Here is a 23,947-nt window from a genome sequence, read left to right on the forward strand (position 1 = left end):
ACTCCACCTCACCGGACACCACCTCAACTGGACCCACCTCTACCCCCACGCCCAACACGTCAACCTGCCCAACTACCCCTTCCAACACCACCCCTACTGGCTGACCCCCACACCCACCCACACCGATGCAAACGCACTGGGGCTAGCACCAGCCGATTACGAACTACTGGGCGCAATCACCGAATCCGCCGATGACGGCAAGTTGGTGGCCTCAGGGCAGATATCACTGAACACCCACAGCTGGCTAAGCGGCCACCAAGTCGACGGCCAGACAGTGTTTCCCGGCACAGGGTTTGTCGACATAGCCACCTACCTCGGCCAACACACCAACTGCCCAGTACTCACCGAACTGGTGATCCACACCCCACTGATCCTGCACCAACACGACACCATCAACATCCAAGTCAATGTCCAACCCCCCAACCCCACCAACAACAACTGGGACACCACCCCACAACGCAAAATCCAGATCTACGCCCGCCCCACCAACGACACCAGCTGGACCCTGCACGCCAGCGGTGTACTAACCAACCAACACAACACCCAACCCACCCCAACCCACACATGGCCAACCGGGCTAGCAAACAACCACCACACACCCGACACCATCAACGCGTTCTACCACCAACTAGCCGAAACCGGCCTGCACTACAGCGGCCTGTTCTACGGAGTACAAACCCTAACCATTGACGACACAAACCCAGCCGTGGTCTACGGACACGTACAACTACCCACCACCACCGACACCGGGGCCCAACACTTCGGACTACACCCCGCACTCCTCGACGCCGCCCTCCAACTAATCATCACCCTGACCGACAACACCCAAACAACACAACCGATCTTGCCGTTTGCGTTCACCGGGGTGCACCTATACGCCGCAGCAGCCACCAGCCTGCTAGTCCGGATCGAACAAACCAGTCAACACAGCTTCACCATGTCCGGACTTGACCCAGCCGGCCAGCCCGTGATCAACATCGACTCAATCACCCTGCGCCCCGCCACCATCAAGACAACCACCCCCACCAACACCAGCGGGCTCACCAGCCCCGGCCGGGGACTGCTCAGCCTGGACTGGCTAGCACTACCCGAAAACCTATTCACCACCACCACCAGCACCAGCACCAGCACCAGCACCAGCACCAGCACCAGCACCAGCAGGATCGAATCCGGGTGGGTAATCACCGCCGACACCACCACACCAGCAGCCAACACCGGGCCAACCCACCCCGGCGATCCCCTCGACTACCTCCAACACACCCACCACAGCGGCCAACCACCAGCGCCAACAGTGGCCTGGATCCTGCCCACACACACCAACGCCGGTCACAGCGACACAGACAGCACCAACACTGCTATCACTCGGGTGCATCAGCTGACAGCGACAGTTCGTAGCGTGCTGGCGGAGTGGTTGACTGATCCTCGCTGCACGGGCTCGCGGTTGGTGGTGGTGTGTAAACACGCGGTCAGTGTGGGAGCTTTTGACGACCCCCCCGATGTGGCCCACGGCGCGGTATGGGGACTAGTAGGCAGCGCGATCAGTGAGCATCCCGACCGTATCGCAGTCATCGACACCGACCACAGCCCCGCCAGCAGACTGGTGATAACCGGTGTGCTGACCGCCCTAGACGCTAAACGCATCACCGAATCCCGACTAGCGATACGCGGATCGGGGGTTTATGCCCCACGACTGGTCCCCGCGGAATTGTTGACCATCCCCACCGTGCCCGCCGACCAAAACTGGCAACTAACCCAAACCCGCCCCGGAGATCTAACCGGACTCTCCCTACACCCTGTGGAGCCGGCACCGCTCACACCCACCCAAGTACGGGTAAAAATCCGCGCGGCGGGACTGAACTTCCGCGACGTCGTAGTCGCTTTAGACGCCATCGGCGACACCGGACTTGGTGGTGAAGCCGCCGGCATCGTCACCGAAATCGGCGACCAAGTAGATCAATTCAGCATCGGGGACACCGTGATGGGACTGTTCCCCAACAACGCTTTTGCCCCCGAAGCCATCACCGACCAGCACTTGCTGGCATCGATACCGCCGGGCTGGTCATTCATCGACGCCGCGACCGCCCCGGTGGCCTACCTGACCGCTTACGCCGCCCTAGTCGGGGTCGGTGGACTCACCACCGGGCACAACGTACTCATCCACGCCGGCGCCGGCGGAGTCGGCCAAGCCGCCATCCACCTCGCCCACCACCTCGGGGCACACATCCTAGCCACCGCCCACCCCACCAAACACCACATCCTGCACCACCTCAACATCCCCACCACCCATATAGCCTCCAGCCGCACCCGCGGGTTCGTCGACATGGTCACCACCGCCACCGACGGAACCGGGGTAGACATCGTCCTCAACTGCCTACGCGGCGACCTCATCGACGCCTCACTAGACACCGTGGCCCCCAAAGGACGGTTCATCGAGATCGGTAAAACCGACATCCGTAACCCCACACACATCGCCCACACCCACCCAAACATCAGCTACCACACCTACGACCTGAGCACCCAACCCACCCAACACATCACCACCATCCTCGAAACCCTCACCCCGCTATGGGCCGCAGGCACACTACCCCCACTACCAGCAACCACCTACGGACTCACCCAAGCCCGACGCGCTTTCAGCGACATGGCCCACGCCCGCCACACCGGCAAAATCGTGCTCACCACACCACCAACACTCGACCCCAACGGCACCGTCTTAATCACCGGCGGCACCGGCACACTCGGCGCAGCCATCGCCACCCACCTCGCCGAACACCACCACATCACCAACCTGCTCCTCGTCTCCCGCAGCGGACCAAACGCCCCCGGCGCCACCGAACTCACCAAACACCTACACCACCACGGCACCCAAACCACCATCCGCGCCTGCGACATCAGCGACCCCCACGCCCTAACCGAACTGCTCGAATCTGTACCCCCCACACACCCCCTAACCGCAATCATCCACACCGCCGGCATACTCACCGACGCCCTGATCACCGACCTATCCGACACCGACCTACACACCGTGCTGGCCGCCAAAACCGACGCCGCCCTGCACCTACACCACCACACCCAACACCTCAACCTCGCCGCGTTCGTCCTGTTCTCCTCAGCCGCCGGAATCCTGGGCTCCCCCGGACAAGCCAACTACGCCGCAGCCAACACCGCCCTCGACGCCCTAGCCACCCACCACCACCACCAACACCACCCCACCATCAGCCTGTCCTGGGGATACTGGGAAACCCCCTCAGCAATGACCGGGCACCTCAGCGACCACGACAGAGCCCGCATCACCGCAGCCGCGATGACCCCAATCACCATCCCCACCGGACTAGCCCTATTCGACAAAGCCCTCACCAGCGGAACCGCCCACCTCATCCCCGCCCCCCTAAACCAACACACCCTCAACAACAACGCCCGCACCAACACCCTCACCCCCATCCTGTCGGCACTCACCACCACCCGCCGCCACGCCAACACCACCAAACCAGCAACAGACCTGGCCACCCAACTCACCGGACACGACCACAACCAACAGCTGGTGGTGTTGACTGAGTTGGTTGTTGAGGTGGTTGCTGCGGTGTTGGCTCACCCCGATCCGGCCACGATCAATCCTGATCGGGCGTTTAAAGACCTCGGTATTGATTCACTAAGCGCGCTAGAAGTGCGTAATCAGCTGGGTGCGCGTACTGGGCTGGCGTTGGCTCCCACCCTGGCTTTTGACTACCCCACCCCGGCCAGCATCGCCGGCCACCTCATCGACCTGCTCGAGTTAGGCGACGGCCACGCTGGTGGTGCGGTGTTGACCCCGACAGCGGTGGGCGCTGGTGTGGGTGAGCCGATCGCGATTGTGGGTATGGCCTGCCGGTTACCCGGCGGGATCAGCAGCGCTGATGACCTGTGGCAGGTGGTGGCCTCGGGCACCGATGTGATCGGGCGATTCCCCACCAACCGGGGCTGGAACCTGGCCGAGTTGTTTGATCCCGACCCCGATACGCCCGGCAAAACCTACACCCGTCACGGCGGATTCCTTGATGACCCCAGCGGGTTCGACGCCGCGTTTTTCGGGATCTCTCCCCGCGAAGCCACCGCGATGGACCCCCAACAACGCATCCTGGCCGAGGTGTGCTGGCATGCCCTAGAAAACGCCGGTATCGACCCCGACACCCTGGCCGGCACCCCCACCGGGGTGTTCATCGGCACCTGGGCCCAACCCTACGGTGATCCGGGCGCGGCCAGCGCTGAGGGCTACGCTATGACCGGGTCAGCAACTAGCGTGGCCTCCGGGCGTATCGCCTACCTGCTGGGTTTACACGGGCCCGCAGTCAGCATCGACACCGCCTGCTCCTCATCCCTGGTCGCCACCCACATGGCCTGCCAATCCCTACGCGCCGGGGAATCCACCCTCGCCCTGGCCGGCGGCGTCACCATCATGACCACCCCCACAGTGTTCAGTGAGTTCGCTCGTCAGCGTGGCCTGGCCCCCGACGGACGCTGCAAACCCTTCGCCGAGGCCGCCGACGGCACCGGATGGGGCGAAGGTGCGGGGGTCGTGGTCCTAGAAACCCTGTCGGCGGCCCGGGCCAACAACCATCCTGTGCTGGCCGTCATCGCCGGCAGCGCCATCAACCAAGACGGCGCCTCCAACGGACTCACCGCCCCCAACGGGCCAGCCCAACAAGCCGTCATCCGTCAAGCCGTCACCAACGCCGGCATCACCCTCGACCAAGTCGACGCCGTCGAAGCCCACGGCACCGGCACCACCCTGGGCGACCCCATCGAAGCCGGCGCCCTAGCCGCCACCTACGGTGCTGCCGCCGGCCGCCAACACCCCCTATGGCTGGGCTCGGTCAAATCCAACATCGGCCACACCCAAGCCGCCGCCGGCATCGCCGGAATCATCAAAACCGTCACCGCCCTCCACCACCGCCTACTCCCAGCCAGCCTGGGCATCGATACCCCCAGTCACCACATCGACTGGAACAGCGCAGCCATCGCCGTGCTCACCGAACCCACCGCCTGGCCCGACACCGACCATCGCCCCACCGCCGGAATCTCCTCCTTCGGGGTCAGCGGCACCAACGCCCACCTGATCATCCAAGCCGCCCCCATACCCGACACACCCCCCACACCAGCACCAACACACATCCCCGCGCTAGACATGTGGGTCCTATCCGCACGCGACCCCGCCGCCCTAGCAGCCACCGCCACCAACCTCGCCCACCACCTCAACAACCACCCCAACCTCACCCCCACCGACATCGCCGCCAGCCTGGCACTGACCCGCACCCACCACCCCTACCGCGCCACCATCACCACCGGCATCACCGACACCAACACCAACACCCGCGATCAACTCGACGCCGCCCTAACCGCCCTAGCCACCGACACCGCCCACCCCGGACTACTAACCGGCCACACCCCCACCACAACACCGCCCATCGTCTGGGTGTTCTCCGGCCAAGGCACCCAACACCCGGCCATGGCCCACCACCTCTACCAACACCACCCCATCTTCACCACAGCCATCAACGAATGCGACACCGCGCTAACACCACTGCTGGGCTGGTCAATAGCAGAGGCAATAAGCCAACACCACACACCGGCATACGAACACGCCGAGCTGGTCCAACCAACACTGTTCGCGATCATGGTCGCTCTAGCCCGCCTGCTACAGCACTACGGCATCACCCCCGACGCCCTGATCGGACACTCCCAAGGCGAGATCGCCGCCGCCCACATCGGCGGAGTACTCACCCTCACCGAAGCCGCCGGCATCATCGCCGCCCGCGCCCACGCCGTAACCCAACTCGCCGGCACCGGCGCCATGGCCGCCATCGGACTCAACGAAACCGCACTACAACAACGCCTCGCCAACTACGGCCCCGACGCTGATGTCACCATCGCCGCAGTCAACAGCCCCACCAACACCGTCATCTCCGGCGACCCCACCACAATCCAGCGTGTCATCGACGACTGCGAACACGACACCATCTACGCCCGACTCATCAACGTCGACTACGCCTCACACTGCCCCCACATCGATGCCCTCGCCGAAAACCTGCTCACCGCCCTGCCCCCACTCAACCCACAACCCGCACACACCCCCCTACACAGCACCGTGGCCGGACACACCACCACCACACCGCTAGACACCACCACCATGAACGCCGACTACTGGTGGAACAACCTGCGCCAACCCGTGCGCTTCGCCGAAGCCATCACCACCGTGCTCAACACCGGCCCCGCCACCTTCATCGAACTAACCCCCCACCCCGCACTAGCAGCCGCAATCACCGAAACCATCACCACCCACCCAACACAACCCACACCATCAACAGTGATACCGCTGCTACGACGCGACCAACCCGACATGGCCGCACTAGCGACCACCCTGAGCCGACTCCACCTCACCGGACACCACCTCAACTGGACCCACCTCTACCCCCACGCCCAACACGTCAACCTGCCCAACTACCCCTTCCAACACCACCCCTACTGGCTGACCCCCACACCCACCCACACCGATGCAAACGCACTGGGGCTAGCACCAGCCGATTACGAACTACTGGGCGCAATCACCGAATCCGCCGATGACGGCAAGTTGGTGGCCTCAGGGCAGATATCACTGAACACCCACAGCTGGCTAAGCGGCCACCAAGTCGACGGCCAGACAGTGTTTCCCGGCACAGGGTTTGTCGACATAGCCACCTACCTCGGCCAACACACCAACTGCCCAGTACTCACCGAACTGGTGATCCACACCCCACTGATCCTGCACCAACACGACACCATCAACATCCAAGTCAATGTCCAACCCCCCAACCCCACCAACAACAACTGGGACACCACCCCACAACGCAAAATCCAGATCTACGCCCGCCCCACCAACGACACCAGCTGGACCCTGCACGCCAGCGGTGTACTAACCAACCAACACAACACCCAACCCACCCCAACCCACACATGGCCAACCGGGCTAGCAAACAACCACCACACACCCGACACCATCAACGCGTTCTACCACCAACTAGCCGAAACCGGCCTGCACTACAGCGGCCTGTTCTACGGAGTACAAACCCTAACCATTGACGACACAAACCCAGCCGTGGTCTACGGACACGTACAACTACCCACCACCACCGACACCGGGGCCCAACACTTCGGACTACACCCCGCACTCCTCGACGCCGCCCTCCAACTAATCATCACCCTGACCGACAACACCCAAACAACACAACCGATCTTGCCGTTTGCGTTCACCGGGGTGCACCTATACGCCGCAGCAGCCACCAGCCTGCTAGTCCGGATCGAACAAACCAGTCAACACAGCTTCACCATGTCCGGACTTGACCCAGCCGGCCAGCCCGTGATCAACATCGACTCAATCACCCTGCGCCCCGCCACCATCAAGACAACCACCCCCACCAACACCAGCGGGCTCACCAGCCCCGGCCGGGGACTGCTCAGCCTGGACTGGCTAGCACTACCCGAAAACCTATTCACCACCACCACCAGCACCAGCACCAGCACCAGCACCAGCACCAGCACCAGCACCAGCAGGATCGAATCCGGGTGGGTAATCACCGCCGACACCACCACACCAGCAGCCAACACCGGGCCAACCCACCCCGGCGATCCCCTCGACTACCTCCAACACACCCACCACAGCGGCCAACCACCAGCGCCAACAGTGGCCTGGATCCTGCCCACACACACCAACGCCGGTCACAGCGACACAGACAGCACCAACACTGCTATCACTCGGGTGCATCAGCTGACAGCGACAGTTCGTAGCGTGCTGGCGGAGTGGTTGACTGATCCTCGCTGCACGGGCTCGCGGTTGGTGGTGGTGTGTAAACACGCGGTCAGTGTGGGAGCTTTTGACGACCCCCCCGATGTGGCCCACGGCGCGGTATGGGGACTAGTAGGCAGCGCGATCAGTGAGCATCCCGACCGTATCGCAGTCATCGACACCGACCACAGCCCCGCCAGCAGACTGGTGATAACCGGTGTGCTGACCGCCCTAGACGCTAAACGCATCACCGAATCCCGACTAGCGATACGCGGATCGGGGGTTTATGCCCCACGACTGGTCCCCGCGGAATTGTTGACCATCCCCACCGTGCCCGCCGACCAAAACTGGCAACTAACCCAAACCCGCCCCGGAGATCTAACCGGACTCTCCCTACACCCTGTGGAGCCGGCACCGCTCACACCCACCCAAGTACGGGTAAAAATCCGCGCGGCGGGACTGAACTTCCGCGACGTCGTAGTCGCTTTAGACGCCATCGGCGACACCGGACTTGGTGGTGAAGCCGCCGGCATCGTCACCGAAATCGGCGACCAAGTAGATCAATTCAGCATCGGGGACACCGTGATGGGACTGTTCCCCAACAACGCTTTTGCCCCCGAAGCCATCACCGACCAGCACTTGCTGGCATCGATACCGCCGGGCTGGTCATTCATCGACGCCGCGACCGCCCCGGTGGCCTACCTGACCGCTTACGCCGCCCTAGTCGGGGTCGGTGGACTCACCACCGGGCACAACGTACTCATCCACGCCGGCGCCGGCGGAGTCGGCCAAGCCGCCATCCACCTCGCCCACCACCTCGGGGCACACATCCTAGCCACCGCCCACCCCACCAAACACCACATCCTGCACCACCTCAACATCCCCACCACCCATATAGCCTCCAGCCGCACCCGCGGGTTCGTCGACATGGTCACCACCGCCACCGACGGAACCGGGGTAGACATCGTCCTCAACTGCCTACGCGGCGACCTCATCGACGCCTCACTAGACACCGTGGCCCCCAAAGGACGGTTCATCGAGATCGGTAAAACCGACATCCGTAACCCCACACACATCGCCCACACCCACCCAAACATCAGCTACCACACCTACGACCTGAGCACCCAACCCACCCAACACATCACCACCATCCTCGAAACCCTCACCCCGCTATGGGCCGCAGGCACACTACCCCCACTACCAGCAACCACCTACGGACTCACCCAAGCCCGACGCGCTTTCAGCGACATGGCCCACGCCCGCCACACCGGCAAAATCGTGCTCACCACACCACCAACACTCGACCCCAACGGCACCGTCTTAATCACCGGCGGCACCGGCACACTCGGCGCAGCCATCGCCACCCACCTCGCCGAACACCACCACATCACCAACCTGCTCCTCGTCTCCCGCAGCGGACCAAACGCCCCCGGCGCCACCGAACTCACCAAACACCTACACCACCACGGCACCCAAACCACCATCCGCGCCTGCGACATCAGCGACCCCCACGCCCTAACCGAACTGCTCGAATCTGTACCCCCCACACACCCCCTAACCGCAATCATCCACACCGCCGGCATACTCACCGACGCCCTGATCACCGACCTATCCGACACCGACCTACACACCGTGCTGGCCGCCAAAACCGACGCCGCCCTGCACCTACACCACCACACCCAACACCTCAACCTCGCCGCGTTCGTCCTGTTCTCCTCAGCCGCCGGAATCCTGGGCTCCCCCGGACAAGCCAACTACGCCGCAGCCAACACCGCCCTCGACGCCCTAGCCACCCACCACCACCACCAACACCACCCCACCATCAGCCTGTCCTGGGGATACTGGGAAACCCCCTCAGCAATGACCGGGCACCTCAGCGACCACGACAGAGCCCGCATCACCGCAGCCGCGATGACCCCAATCACCATCCCCACCGGACTAGCCCTATTCGACAAAGCCCTCACCAGCGGAACCGCCCACCTCATCCCCGCCCCCCTAAACCAACACACCCTCAACAACAACGCCCGCACCAACACCCTCACCCCCATCCTGTCGGCACTCACCACCACCCGCCGCCACGCCAACACCACCAAACCAGCAACAGACCTGGCCACCCAACTCACCGGACACGACCACAACCAACAACACACAATCCTGACCACACTGGTCACCACCACCACCGCCGCAGTACTCGCCCACCCCGACCCAACCACCATCAACCCCGATCAAACATTTAAAGACCTCGGCATCGACTCACTAAGCGCCCTAGAACTACGCAACCACCTCACCAACCACACCGGACTACCCCTAACCCCCACCCTGGCTTTTGACTACCCCACCCCGGCCAGCATCGCCGGCCACCTCATCGACCTGCTCGAGTTATCGCACCCCGACAACGGTCAGACGGGCATACCCGCAACGCCTATTGCAGGAGTCGGTTTAGCGGGGCGCACGCGCCCAGATCCATTGCCTCTGTCGCTAGCCCAAACACGCTTGTGGTTTATCGAGCAAGCGAGCGCGTCTTCGCCGATGTTCAACATTCCGGTGGCAATGAAGCTAACGGGCGATATTGATGTCGACGCACTGCAGACGGCAATCACTGATGTAGTCGCCCGCCATGAGATCCTGCGCACTCGATTCGCTAGCGACCAAGGTGTTGGATATCAGCAGATCGTCGAGGCCGACGAAGTCGGACCGGTGCTGGGAATCCATCACGCACGTAGCGCACACCATGCGGGCGAACTCATGCACCATGTAGCTAGTGAGGTTTTTGACTTAGGTACCGATATCCCGATCCGCGCGCACCTGCTGGAGATTACCGAGACCGAGCACGTGCTGGTTGTGGTAATCCACCACATCGCCGCCGATGGGGCGTCTCTGCCAGTGTTTTTTGGTGACCTCGTGCAGGCTTACACTGCACGCAGTCAGGGCCAGTCCCCCAGCTGGGGCCCGCTTGCCGTGCAATACGCGGACTACACATTGTGGCAACGCCAAGCCCTCGGGGAGCCCGAGGACCCCAAGAGTGTGATGGCACAGCAGCTCGACTACTGGAGCGGCGAGCTGGCCGGGGCCCCACGCCAAGTCACCCTGCCTTTGGATCATCCGCGACCCCAGTGGAGTTCATTTGCCGGGGATCTCATCTGGTTCAGCATCGATTCCGAACTTCGCGATCGACTCAGTCAGCTGGCACACCAGCGCGGCGCCACGCTGTCAATGGTGTGCCAAACCGCACTGGTGGTGCTGTTGCACAAGCTCGGCGGCGGCGATGATTTGGTGGTAGGCGGGCCCATCGCCGGACGCATCAATAGCGCGCTTGCGAATCTAGTTGGGTTTTTCGTCAACACGTGGGTGCTTCGGGTACAGATCGAGGGCAACCCAGCCCTCGCCGAACTGGTTGACCGGATCCGCGCTAAAGCCTTGGCGGCCTACAACCACCAAGACGTTCCATTCGATCAAGTGGTGCAGCGCCTAAATCCGACGCGTGACACCAACCAACACCCTTTGTTCCAAGTGTCGTTCGCCTACCAAAACAATCCGCTGCCCACGGCACGTTTCCCCGGACTCTGGGCGCAGCTGCTACCTGTACACAACGGCACGTCACAGTTCGACGTTCAAATCAACATTCTCGATCCCCCACAGTCATCCAATCGGCCGTCGCGACCGCTGCAGGCCAGCATCGAATATCGCACTGATGTGTTTGATCGGGCCACTATCGAGATGGTCGCCGAGACCTATCTTCGGGTGCTGCAGGCCATGGCCGCTGACCCACACCAGTTGTTGTCCGGTGTTGATGTGCTCGATGACCCGACCCGCGCGGGTGTGGACCGGTGGGCCAACCGGGCCGTGCTCAGCGACCCCCCACCGGCGGGCCCCTCAATTCCGGTGCAGTTCACCCAACAGGTCAACGACACTCCCCACGCTGTGGCGATCCGGTTTAACGGCCAGTCGTGGACCTACCGCCAACTCGAGCACAGCGCCAACCAACTGGCCTGGTCCCTGACCCGGCACGGCGTAACCCCCGGCGATGTCGTCGGGTTGCTGTTCACCCGCGGCCCCGCCCCGATCATCGCAATGCTGGCCACGCTCAAGACCGGGGCAGCCTACCTACCAATCGATCCCGCACACCCCAATGCCCGCATCGAGTTCATGCTCACCGACGCGCACCCGACCGCGGTCATCACCACCACCGAACTAGCCCACCGCATCAACGATCACCACCACAAGCTGGTGATCATCAACACCGACGACCCCGCAATCAGCACCCACCCCACGACCCCACCACCTGCCCAACACCACAGCGACCCCGAGGCCATCGCCTATCTGCTCTACACCTCCGGAACCACCGGCACACCCAAAGGCGTGGCCATCACACACCGCAACATCACCACCACCCTGGCCGGGATGACCAGCACAACACCCACAGCGCTGGCACCCGGACAAGTGTGGTCGCAATGGCATACCACCGGTTTCGACGTCTCAGCGTGGGAGATCTACGGTGCGCTGCTGCACGGAGCCACCCTGGTGGTCGTGACCGAACAGGTGGCCACTGACCCCGCAGCCCTACACACCGTGCTGCGCAACGAACACGTCACCGTGCTCAGCCAAACCCCCTCAGCGTTTTACGCACTCAGCGAGATCGAGCACACCAGCACACCAGAACTACCGCTATTACCGGTACGCACTGTGTTCTTCGGTGGTGAGGCACTACGCACCGACCGGCTAACACCCTGGCTGACCCGCTACCCCCACACCACCTTGATCAATGCCTACGGCATTACTGAGACCACGATTCATGCGACCCACCGTCGCATCGGTGTTGATGATGTCGGCAATGCGGTCAGTCCCATTGGGGTCCCGTTGGCTGGGGTGGGGTTGTTTGTGTTGGATCGCTGGTTGCGTCCGGTCCCTGCGGGAGTACCCGGCGAGGTGTATGTGGCCGGCCCGCAAGTGGGAGTGGGCTATTGGGGACGTGGCGGGTTGAGCGCATCACGGTTTGTGGCCTGCCCATTCGGCAAACCCGGCACACGAATGTATCGCAGCGGAGACCTGGCGGTCTGGGATGCTGACGGTCAACTCACTTATGTGGGCCGCGCCGACGAACAAGTCAAAATCCGCGGATACCGGATCGAACCCGGCGAGGTCGCCGCCGCACTAGCCCGCCTCGAGGGCGTGGACCAAGCCGTAGTCATCGCCCGCGAAGACCACCCCGGACGCAAACAACTCGTCGGCTACATCACCGGCACCGCCGACCCCACACACACCCGCCACGCCCTGACCACCGGACTACCCCCCTGGATGATCCCGGCAGCAATCATCACCGTCGAGTCTTTCCCCCTAACCATCAACGGCAAACTCGACACCAAAGCCCTACCCGCCCCCGACTACACCCCCACCCACACCTACCAACCCCCCACCACCGCCACCGAACAAACCCTGGCCAGCCTTTACGCCAACCTCCTCGGCCTCGACCACGTCGGCATCCACGACTCATTCTTCGACCTCGGCGGAGACTCCCTACTCGCCATGCGCCTGGTGGCAGCCATCAACACCACCCTCGACACCACCATCACAGTCCGCACCATCTTCGACACCCCCACCATCGCCACACTCAGCAGCCGCGTTGATGGTGACCGTGGCGGTGCCCGCCCACCACTTAGAGCCGCTGACCAGCGCCCGGACCGATTGCCGTTGTCGTTTGCCCAGGCCCGCTTGTGGTTCATCGACCAGCTCCATGGCCCCTCCCCGCTCTACAACATCCCGGTAGCACTGCGCCTGAACGGGCAACTTAATCACCACACGCTGCACCAGGCGATCAACGATGTCATCGACCGCCATGAAGCCCTACGCACCGTCATCACCGCCACCGACGGGACCGGCCAACAAACCGTGTTACCGCAAGGGCACCACAATGTTGGCTGGCAGCTCATCGACGCCACCGGATGGTCGGATCAACAGATCGAGCACACCGCACATAAGTGTGCGGGCTACTGCTTTGACCTAAACGCTGATATCCCGATCCGCGCCCAGCTGCTGAAGATCACCGCCACCACCTACGTGCTGGTGGTGGTGATCCACCACATCGCCAGTGACGGCTGGTCACTTCAGGTGTTACTCAACGACCTGGCACAGGCCTACCAAGCCCGCAGCCAAGACCAGCCCCCCAGCTGGGACCCGCTTGCCGTGCACTACGGCGACTACACGCTATGGCAACACCACTACCTGGGTGCAGTCGATGACCCCGACAGCATGATCGCCACCCAACTGGCCTACTGGGATCAAGCACTAACCGGCATGGTCGACCAGATCGCCTTACCCACCGACCGGGCCTACCCACCAGTGGCTAACTACCGCGGCGCCACCGTAACCTTCACATGCCCACCCGAACTACACCAACGCATCGCGGCCCTAGCCACCAACCACCGCGCCAGCACATTCATGGCCGCCCAAACCGCCCTGGTGATCATGCTGACCAAACTGGGCGCCGGCGATGACATCGCCACCGGATTCGCCCTAGCCGGCCGTGATGACCCCCACCTCGATCCACTGATCGGGCTGTTCGTCAACACCGTCATCCTGCGCACCCAAATACCAAACAACCCAACCCTGGTCGAGCTACTCACCCAGATCCGCCACACCAGCCTGGACGCATTCGCCCACCACGACGTGCCCTTCGAACTGATCGTGCACCACCGCAATCCCCAACGCTCACTAAGCCGTAACCCGCTCACCCAGGTCCTACTGGCCTGGCAGAACTTCACCGCCAAAAACCACAGCCACACCGACACCCTCCTGGGATTCACCGAGCAACTCCACGGCCAGATCTACCCACTCGAGACCGGCCAGGCCCGCATGGACTGGACCATCGCAATGCGTGAAACCTTCACCGTCACCGGTGATCCCGCCGGGATCGACGCAACCATCGAATATCGCACTGATGTGTTTGATCGGGCCACTATCGAGATGGTCGCCGAGACCTATCTTCGGGTGCTGCAGGCCATGGCCGCTGACCCACACCAGTTGTTGTCCGGTGTTGATGTGCTCGATGACCCGACCCGCGCGGGTGTGGACCGGTGGGCCAACCGGGCCGTGCTCAGCGACCCCCCACCGGCGGGCCCCTCAATTCCGGTGCAGTTCACCCAACAGGTCAACGACACTCCCCACGCTGTGGCGATCCGGTTTAACGGCCAGTCGTGGACCTACCGCCAACTCGAGCACAGCGCCAACCAACTGGCCTGGTCCCTGACCCGGCACGGCGTAACCCCCGGCGATGTCGTCGGGTTGCTGTTCACCCGCGGCCCCGCCCCGATCATCGCAATGCTGGCCACGCTCAAGACCGGGGCAGCCTACCTACCAATCGATCCCGCACACCCCAATGCCCGCATCGAGTTCATGCTCACCGACGCGCACCCGACCGCGGTCATCACCACCACCGAACTAGCCCACCGCATCAACGATCACCACCACAAGCTGGTGATCATCAACACCGACGACCCCGCAATCAGCACCCACCCCACGACCCCACCACCTGCCCAACACCACAGCGACCCCGAGGCCATCGCCTATCTGCTCTACACCTCCGGAACCACCGGCACACCCAAAGGCGTGGCCATCACACACCGCAACATCACCACCACCCTGGCCGGGATGACCAGCACAACACCCACAGCGCTGGCACCCGGACAAGTGTGGTCGCAATGGCATACCACCGGTTTCGACTTCTCAGCGTGGGAGATCTACGGTGCGCTGCTGCACGGAGCCACCCTGGTGGTCGTGACCGAACAGGTGGCCACTGACCCCGCAGCCCTACACACCGTGCTGCGCAACGAACACGTCACCGTGCTCAGCCAAACCCCCTCAGCGTTTTACGCACTCAGCGAGATCGAGCACACCAGCACACCAGAACTACCGCTATTACCGGTACGCACTGTGTTCTTCGGTGGTGAGGCACTACGCACCGACCGGCTAACACCCTGGCTGACCCGCTACCCCCACACCACCTTGATCAATGCCTACGGCATTACTGAGACCACGATTCATGCGACCCACCGTCGCATCGGTGTTGATGATGTCGGCAATGCGGTCAGTCCCATTGGGGTCCCGTTGGCTGGGGTGGGGTTGTTTGTGTTGGATCGCTGGTTGCGTCCGGTCCCTGCGGGAGTACCCGGCGAGGTGTATGTGGCCGGCCCGCAAGTGGGAGTGGGCTATTGGGGACGTGGCGGGTTGAGCGCATCACGGTTTGTGGCCTGCCCATTCGGCAAACCCGGCACACGAATGTATCGCAGCGGAGACCTGGCGGTCTGGGATGCTGACGGTCAACTCACTTATGTGGGCCGCGCCGACGAACAAGTCAAAATCCGCGGATACCGGATCGAACCCGGCGAGGTCGCCGCCGCACTAGCCCGCCTCGAGGGCGTGGACCAAGCCGTAGTCATCGCCCGCGAAGACCACCCCGGACGCAAACAACTCGTCGGCTACATCACCGGCACCGCCGACCCCACACACACCCGCCACGCCCTGACCACCGGACTACCCCCCTGGATGATCCCGGCAGCAATCATCACCGTCGAGTCTTTCCCCCTAACCATCAACGGCAAACTCGACACCAAAGCCCTACCCGCCCCCGACTACACCCCCACCCACACCTACCAACCCCCCACCACCGCCACCGAACAAACCCTGGCCAGCCTTTACGCCAACCTCCTCGGCCTCGACCACGTCGGCATCCACGACTCATTCTTCGACCTCGGCGGAGACTCCCTACTCGCCATGCGCCTGGTGGCAGCCATCAACACCACCCTCGACACCACCATCACAGTCCGCACCATCTTCGACACCCCCACCATCGCCACACTCAGCAGCCGCGTTGATGGTGACCGTGGCGGTGCCCGCCCACCACTTAGAGCCGCTGACCAGCGCCCGGACCGATTGCCGTTGTCGTTTGCCCAGGCCCGCTTGTGGTTCATCGACCAGCTCCATGGCCCCTCCCCGCTCTACAACATCCCGGTAGCACTGCGCCTGAACGGGCAACTTAATCACCACACGCTGCACCAGGCGATCAACGATGTCATCGACCGCCATGAAGCCCTACGCACCGTCATCACCGCCACCGACGGGACCGGCCAACAAACCGTGTTACCGCAAGGGCACCACAATGTTGGCTGGCAGCTCATCGACGCCACCGGATGGTCGGATCAACAGATCGAGCACACCGCACATAAGTGTGCGGGCTACTGCTTTGACCTAAACGCTGATATCCCGATCCGCGCCCAGCTGCTGAAGATCACCGCCACCACCTACGTGCTGGTGGTGGTGATCCACCACATCGCCAGTGACGGCTGGTCACTTCAGGTGTTACTCAACGACCTGGCACAGGCCTACCAAGCCCGCAGCCAAGACCAGCCCCCCAGCTGGGACCCGCTTGCCGTGCACTACGGCGACTACACGCTATGGCAACACCACTACCTGGGTGCAGTCGATGACCCCGACAGCATGATCGCCACCCAACTGGCCTACTGGGATCAAGCACTAACCGGCATGGTCGACCAGATCGCCTTACCCACCGACCGGGCCTACCCACCAGTGGCTAACTACCGCGGCGCCACCGTAACCTTCACATGCCCACCCGAACTACACCAACGCATCGCGGCCCTAGCCACCAACCACCGCGCCAGCACATTCATGGCCGCCCAAACCGCCCTGGTGATCATGCTGACCAAACTGGGCGCCGGCGATGACATCGCCACCGGATTCGCCCTAGCCGGCCGTGATGACCCCCACCTCGATCCACTGATCGGGCTGTTCGTCAACACCGTCATCCTGCGCACCCAAATACCAAACAACCCAACCCTGGTCGAGCTACTCACCCAGATCCGCCACACCAGCCTGGACGCATTCGCCCACCACGACGTGCCCTTCGAACTGATCGTGCACCACCGCAATCCCCAACGCTCACTAAGCCGTAACCCGCTCACCCAGGTCCTACTGGCCTGGCAGAACTTCACCGCCAAAAACCACAGCCACACCGACACCCTCCTGGGATTCACCGAGCAACTCCACGGCCAGATCTACCCACTCGAGACCGGCCAGGCCCGCATGGACTGGACCATCGCAATGCGTGAAACCTTCACCGTCACCGGTGATCCCGCCGGGATCGACGCAACCATCGAATATCGCACTGATGTGTTTGATCGGGCCACTATCGAGATGGTCGCCGAGACCTATCTTCGGGTGCTGCAGGCCATGGCCGCTGACCCACACCAGTTGTTGTCCGGTGTTGATGTGCTCGATGACCCGACCCGCGCGGGTGTGGACCGGTGGGCCAACCGGGCCGTGCTCAGCGACCCCCCACCGGCGGGCCCCTCAATTCCGGTGCAGTTCACCCAACAGGTCAACGACACTCCCCACGCTGTGGCGATCCGGTTTAACGGCCAGTCGTGGACCTACCGCCAACTCGAGCACAGCGCCAACCAACTGGCCTGGTCCCTGACCCGGCACGGCGTAACCCCCGGCGATGTCGTCGGGTTGCTGTTCACCCGCGGCCCCGCCCCGATCATCGCAATGCTGGCCACGCTCAAGACCGGGGCAGCCTACCTACCAATCGATCCCGCACACCCCAATGCCCGCATCGAGTTCATGCTCACCGACGCGCACCCGACCGCGGTCATCACCACCACCGAACTAGCCCACCGCATCAACGATCACCACCACAAGCTGGTGATCATCAACACCGACGACCCCGCAATCAGCACCCACCCCACGACCCCACCACCTGCCCAACACCACAGCGACCCCGAGGCCATCGCCTATCTGCTCTACACCTCCGGAACCACCGGCACACCCAAAGGCGTGGCCATCACACACCGCAACATCACCACCACCCTGGCCGGGATGACCAGCACAACACCCACAGCGCTGGCACCCGGACAAGTGTGGTCGCAATGGCATACCACCGGTTTCGACGTCTCAGCGTGGGAGATCTACGGTGCGCTGCTGCACGGAGCCACCCTGGTGGTCGTGACCGAACAGGTGGCCACTGACCCCGCAGCCCTACACACCGTGCTGCGCAACGAACACGTCACCGTGCTCAGCCAAACCCCCTCAGCGTTTTACGCACTCAGCGAGATCGAGCACACCAGCACACCAGAACTACCAGTGCACACCGTCGTCCTCATCGGAGAGGCCCTACACACCGACCGGCTAACACCCTGGCTGACCCGCTACCCCCACACCACACTCATCAACGGATACGGCCCCACCGAAACCACCATCCTGGTATCCGCTAGCAACCCACTAACCCCAGGCGGGCCCACACCCATCGGATCTCCGCTTCCGGGAGCCGCAGTACTTGTGTTGGATCGCTGGTTGCGTCCGGTCCCTGCGGGAGTACCCGGCGAGGTGTATGTGGCCGGCCCGCAAGTGGGAGTGGGCTATTGGGGACGTGGCGGGTTGAGCGCATCACGGTTTGTGGCCTGCCCATTCGGCAAACCCGGCACACGAATGTATCGCAGCGGAGACCTGGCGGTCTGGGATGCTGACGGTCAACTCACTTATGTGGGCCGCGCCGACGAACAAGTCAAAATCCGCGGATACCGGATCGAACCCGGCGAGGTCGCCGCCGCACTAGCCCGCCTCGAGGGCGTGGACCAAGCCGTAGTCATCGCCCGCGAAGACCACCCCGGACGCAAACAACTCGTCGGCTACATCACCGGCACCGCCGACCCCACACACACCCGCCACGCCCTGACCACCGGACTACCCCCCTGGATGATCCCGGCAGCAATCATCACCGTCGAGTCTTTCCCCCTAACCATCAACGGCAAACTCGACACCAAAGCCCTACCCGCCCCCGACTACACCCCCACCCACACCTACCAACCCCCCACCACCGCCACCGAACAAACCCTGGCCAGCCTTTACGCCAACCTCCTCGGCCTCGACCACGTCGGCATCCACGACTCATTCTTCGACCTCGGCGGAGACTCCCTACTCGCCATGCGCCTGGTGGCAGCCATCAACACCACCCTCGACACCACCATCACAGTCCGCACCATCTTCGACACCCCCACCATCGCCACACTCAGCAGCCGCGTTGATGGTGACCGTGGCGGTGCCCGCCCACCACTTAGAGCCGCTGACCAGCGCCCGGACCGATTGCCGTTGTCGTTTGCCCAGGCCCGCTTGTGGTTCATCGACCAGCTCCATGGCCCCTCCCCGCTCTACAACATCCCGGTAGCACTGCGCCTGAACGGGCAACTTAATCACCACACGCTGCACCAGGCGATCAACGATGTCATCGACCGCCATGAAGCCCTACGCACCGTCATCACCGCCACCGACGGGACCGGCCAACAAACCGTGTTACCGCAAGGGCACCACAATGTTGGCTGGCAGCTCATCGACGCCACCGGATGGTCGGATCAACAGATCGAGCACACCGCACATAAGTGTGCGGGCTACTGCTTTGACCTAAACGCTGATATCCCGATCCGCGCCCAGCTGCTGAAGATCACCGCCACCACCTACGTGCTGGTGGTGGTGATCCACCACATCGCCAGTGACGGCTGGTCACTTCAGGTGTTACTCAACGACCTGGCACAGGCCTACCAAGCCCGCAGCCAAGACCAGCCCCCCAGCTGGGACCCGCTTGCCGTGCACTACGGCGACTACACGCTATGGCAACACCACTACCTGGGTGCAGTCGATGACCCCGACAGCATGATCGCCACCCAACTGGCCTACTGGGATCAAGCACTAACCGGCATGGTCGACCAGATCGCCTTACCCACCGACCGGGCCTACCCACCAGTGGCTAACTACCGCGGCGCCACCGTAACCTTCACATGCCCACCCGAACTACACCAACGCATCGCGGCCCTAGCCACCAACCACCGCGCCAGCACATTCATGGCCGCCCAAACCGCCCTGGTGATCATGCTGACCAAACTGGGCGCCGGCGATGACATCGCCACCGGATTCGCCCTAGCCGGCCGTGATGACCCCCACCTCGATCCACTGATCGGGCTGTTCGTCAACACCGTCATCCTGCGCACCCAAATACCAAACAACCCAACCCTGGTCGAGCTACTCACCCAGATCCGCCACACCAGCCTGGACGCATTCGCCCACCACGACGTGCCCTTCGAACTGATCGTGCACCACCGCAATCCCCAACGCTCACTAAGCCGTAACCCGCTCACCCAGGTCCTACTGGCCTGGCAGAACTTCACCGCCAAAAACCACAGCCACACCGACACCCTCCTGGGATTCACCGAGCAACTCCACGGCCAGATCTACCCACTCGAGACCGGCCAGGCCCGCATGGACTGGACCATCGCAATGCGTGAAACCTTCACCGTCACCGGTGATCCCGCCGGGATCGACGCAACCATCGAATATCGCACTGATGTGTTTGATCGGGCCACTATCGAGATGGTCGCCGAGACCTATCTTCGGGTGCTGCAGGCCATGGCCGCTGACCCACACCAGTTGTTGTCCGGTGTTGATGTGCTCGATGACCCGACCCGCGCGGGTGTGGACCGGTGGGCCAACCGGGCCGTGCTCAGCGACCCCCCACCGGCGGGCCCCTCAATTCCGGTGCAGTTCACCCAACAGGTCAACGACACTCCCCACGCTGTGGCGATCCGGTTTAACGGCCAGTCGTGGACCTACCGCCAACTCGAGCACAGCGCCAACCAACTGGCCTGGTCCCTGACCCGGCACGGCGTAACCCCCGGCGATGTCGTCGGGTTGCTGTTCACCCGCGGCCCCGCCCCGATCATCGCAATGCTGGCCACGCTCAAGACCGGGGCAGCCTACCTACCAATCGATCCCGCACACCCCAATGCCCGCATCGAGTTCATGCTCACCGACGCGCACCCGACCGCGGTCATCACCACCACCGAACTAGCCCACCGCATCAACGATCACCACCACAAGCTGGTGATCATCAACACCGACGACCCCGCAATCAGCACCCACCCCACGACCCCACCACCTGCCCAACACCACAGCGACCCCGAGGCCATCGCCTATCTGCTCTACACCTCCGGAACCACCGGCACACCCAAAGGCGTGGCCATCACACACCGCAACATCACCACCACCCTGGCCGGGATGACCAGCACAACACCCACAGCGCTGGCACCCGGACAAGTGTGGTCGCAATGGCATACCACCGGTTTCGACGTCTCAGCGTGGGAGATCTACGGTGCGCTGCTGCACGGAGCCACCCTGGTGGTCGTGACCGAACAGGTGGCCACTGACCCCGCAGCCCTACACACCGTGCTGCGCAACGAACACGTCACCGTGCTCAGCCAAACCCCCTCAGCGTTTTACGCACTCAGCGAGATCGAGCACACCAGCACACCAGAACTACCAGTGCACACCGTCGTCCTCATCGGAGAGGCCCTACACACCGACCGGCTAACACCCTGGCTGACCCGCTACCCCCACACCACACTCATCAACGGATACGGCCCCACCGAAACCACCATCCTGGTATCCGCTAGCAACCCACTAACCCCAGGCGGGCCCACACCCATCGGATCTCCGCTTCCGGGAGCCGCAGTACTTGTGTTGGATCGCTGGTTGCGTCCGGTCCCTGCGGGAGTACCCGGCGAGGTGTATGTGGCCGGCCCGCAAGTGGGAGTGGGCTATTGGGGACGTGGCGGGTTGAGCGCATCACGGTTTGTGGCCTGCCCATTCGGCAAACCCGGCACACGAATGTATCGCAGCGGAGACCTGGCGGTCTGGGATGCTGACGGTCAACTCACTTATGTGGGCCGCGCCGACGAACAAGTCAAAATCCGCGGATACCGGATCGAACCCGGCGAGGTCGCCGCCGCACTAGCCCGCCTCGAGGGCGTGGACCAAGCCGTAGTCATCGCCCGCGAAGACCACCCCGGACGCAAACAACTCGTCGGCTACATCACCGGCACCGCCGACCCCACACACACCCGCCACGCCCTGACCACCGGACTACCCCCCTGGATGATCCCGGCAGCAATCATCACCGTCGAGTCTTTCCCCCTAACCATCAACGGCAAACTCGACACCAAAGCCCTACCCGCCCCCGACTACACCCCCACCCACACCTACCAACCCCCCACCACCGCCACCGAACAAACCCTGGCCAGCCTTTACGCCAACCTCCTCGGCCTCGACCACGTCGGCATCCACGACTCATTCTTCGACCTCGGCGGAGACTCCCTACTCGCCATGCGCCTGGTGGCAGCCATCAACACCACCCTCGACACCACCATCACAGTCCGCACCATCTTCGACACCCCCACCATCGCCACACTCAGCAGCCGACTACATAACTCGGATGGCGCATCACTGCTTTACCCCGTCGAAATCGTTAAAGAGGGCACTGGTCCTCCACTGTTCTGTCTGCCTCCTGGGACCGGAATCGGCTGGCCGTACAGAAACATCGGCCCCTATGTGGATAACCCCATCATCGCCTTACACCGCATCAACGATGACGGGGAAGCCCCGCCGGCCTCGATAACCGAGTTGGCAAGATACTGCGCCGATAAGATTCAAGAAGTCGACCCCGACGGCCCCTATCACCTTTTGGGCTGGTCGTTTGGTGGCGTCCTGGCCCACGAAGTTGCCGTTGAACTCCAACAACGCGGACGTGCGATAGCAGCGCTCATTGGCTTAGATCCGCGCCTTCCCGATGTTTCAGCCGTTCAAGATATTCCCGAATTCACCGAACACGACGCCATTGAGGTGCTGTTGGCGTACGCAGGGGTCGATGCGGGCGAATACTCAGCCACGCTAAACCACGAGAACGTCAGAACCCTAGCCGCACAGGGTGACTCGGTTGCGCTGGAGCTGATGTCGAGATCCTTGGCAGATATAATTTCTCAACCCTTGATAGATATCGTTGTGAGAAACATTAATATCGCCAACGCGATTGCTGTTCAGCACCGTCCACGCCTATTCGATGGGGCTATGGTCATTTTCTCCGCTGAACGGGAAGTTAGGTCAGAACCTCTTCGGCTAGTTTGGCGACAGTACACAACCGAGCCGGTTGTCGAGCACCCGGTCGACTGCACACACGAAGAGATCGGAAATGCGCGGTCAATGCGTCTCTTCGGGGAGCAGATCGCAGCGCTAATCTGTCCGTCGCACGACCATTAGAGATGG

The 23,947-nt window shown here is 62.9% G+C and carries 1 protein-coding gene; it reads left to right on the forward strand.

Annotated features, from left to right (window positions below):
* Nucleotides 1–175: 175 nt before the first annotated feature.
* Nucleotides 176–23,941 carry an amino acid adenylation domain-containing protein gene (locus ACO07W_RS00665; protein WP_421845735.1) on the forward strand — a complete coding sequence of 7,922 codons (23,766 nt, stop codon included), beginning with the start codon at nucleotides 176–178 and terminating at the stop codon, nucleotides 23,939–23,941.
* Nucleotides 23,942–23,947 lie beyond the last annotated feature (6 nt).

Source organism: Mycobacterium sp. (genome assembly GCF_965230835.1).
GTDB lineage: Bacteria > Actinomycetota > Actinomycetes > Mycobacteriales > Mycobacteriaceae > Mycobacterium.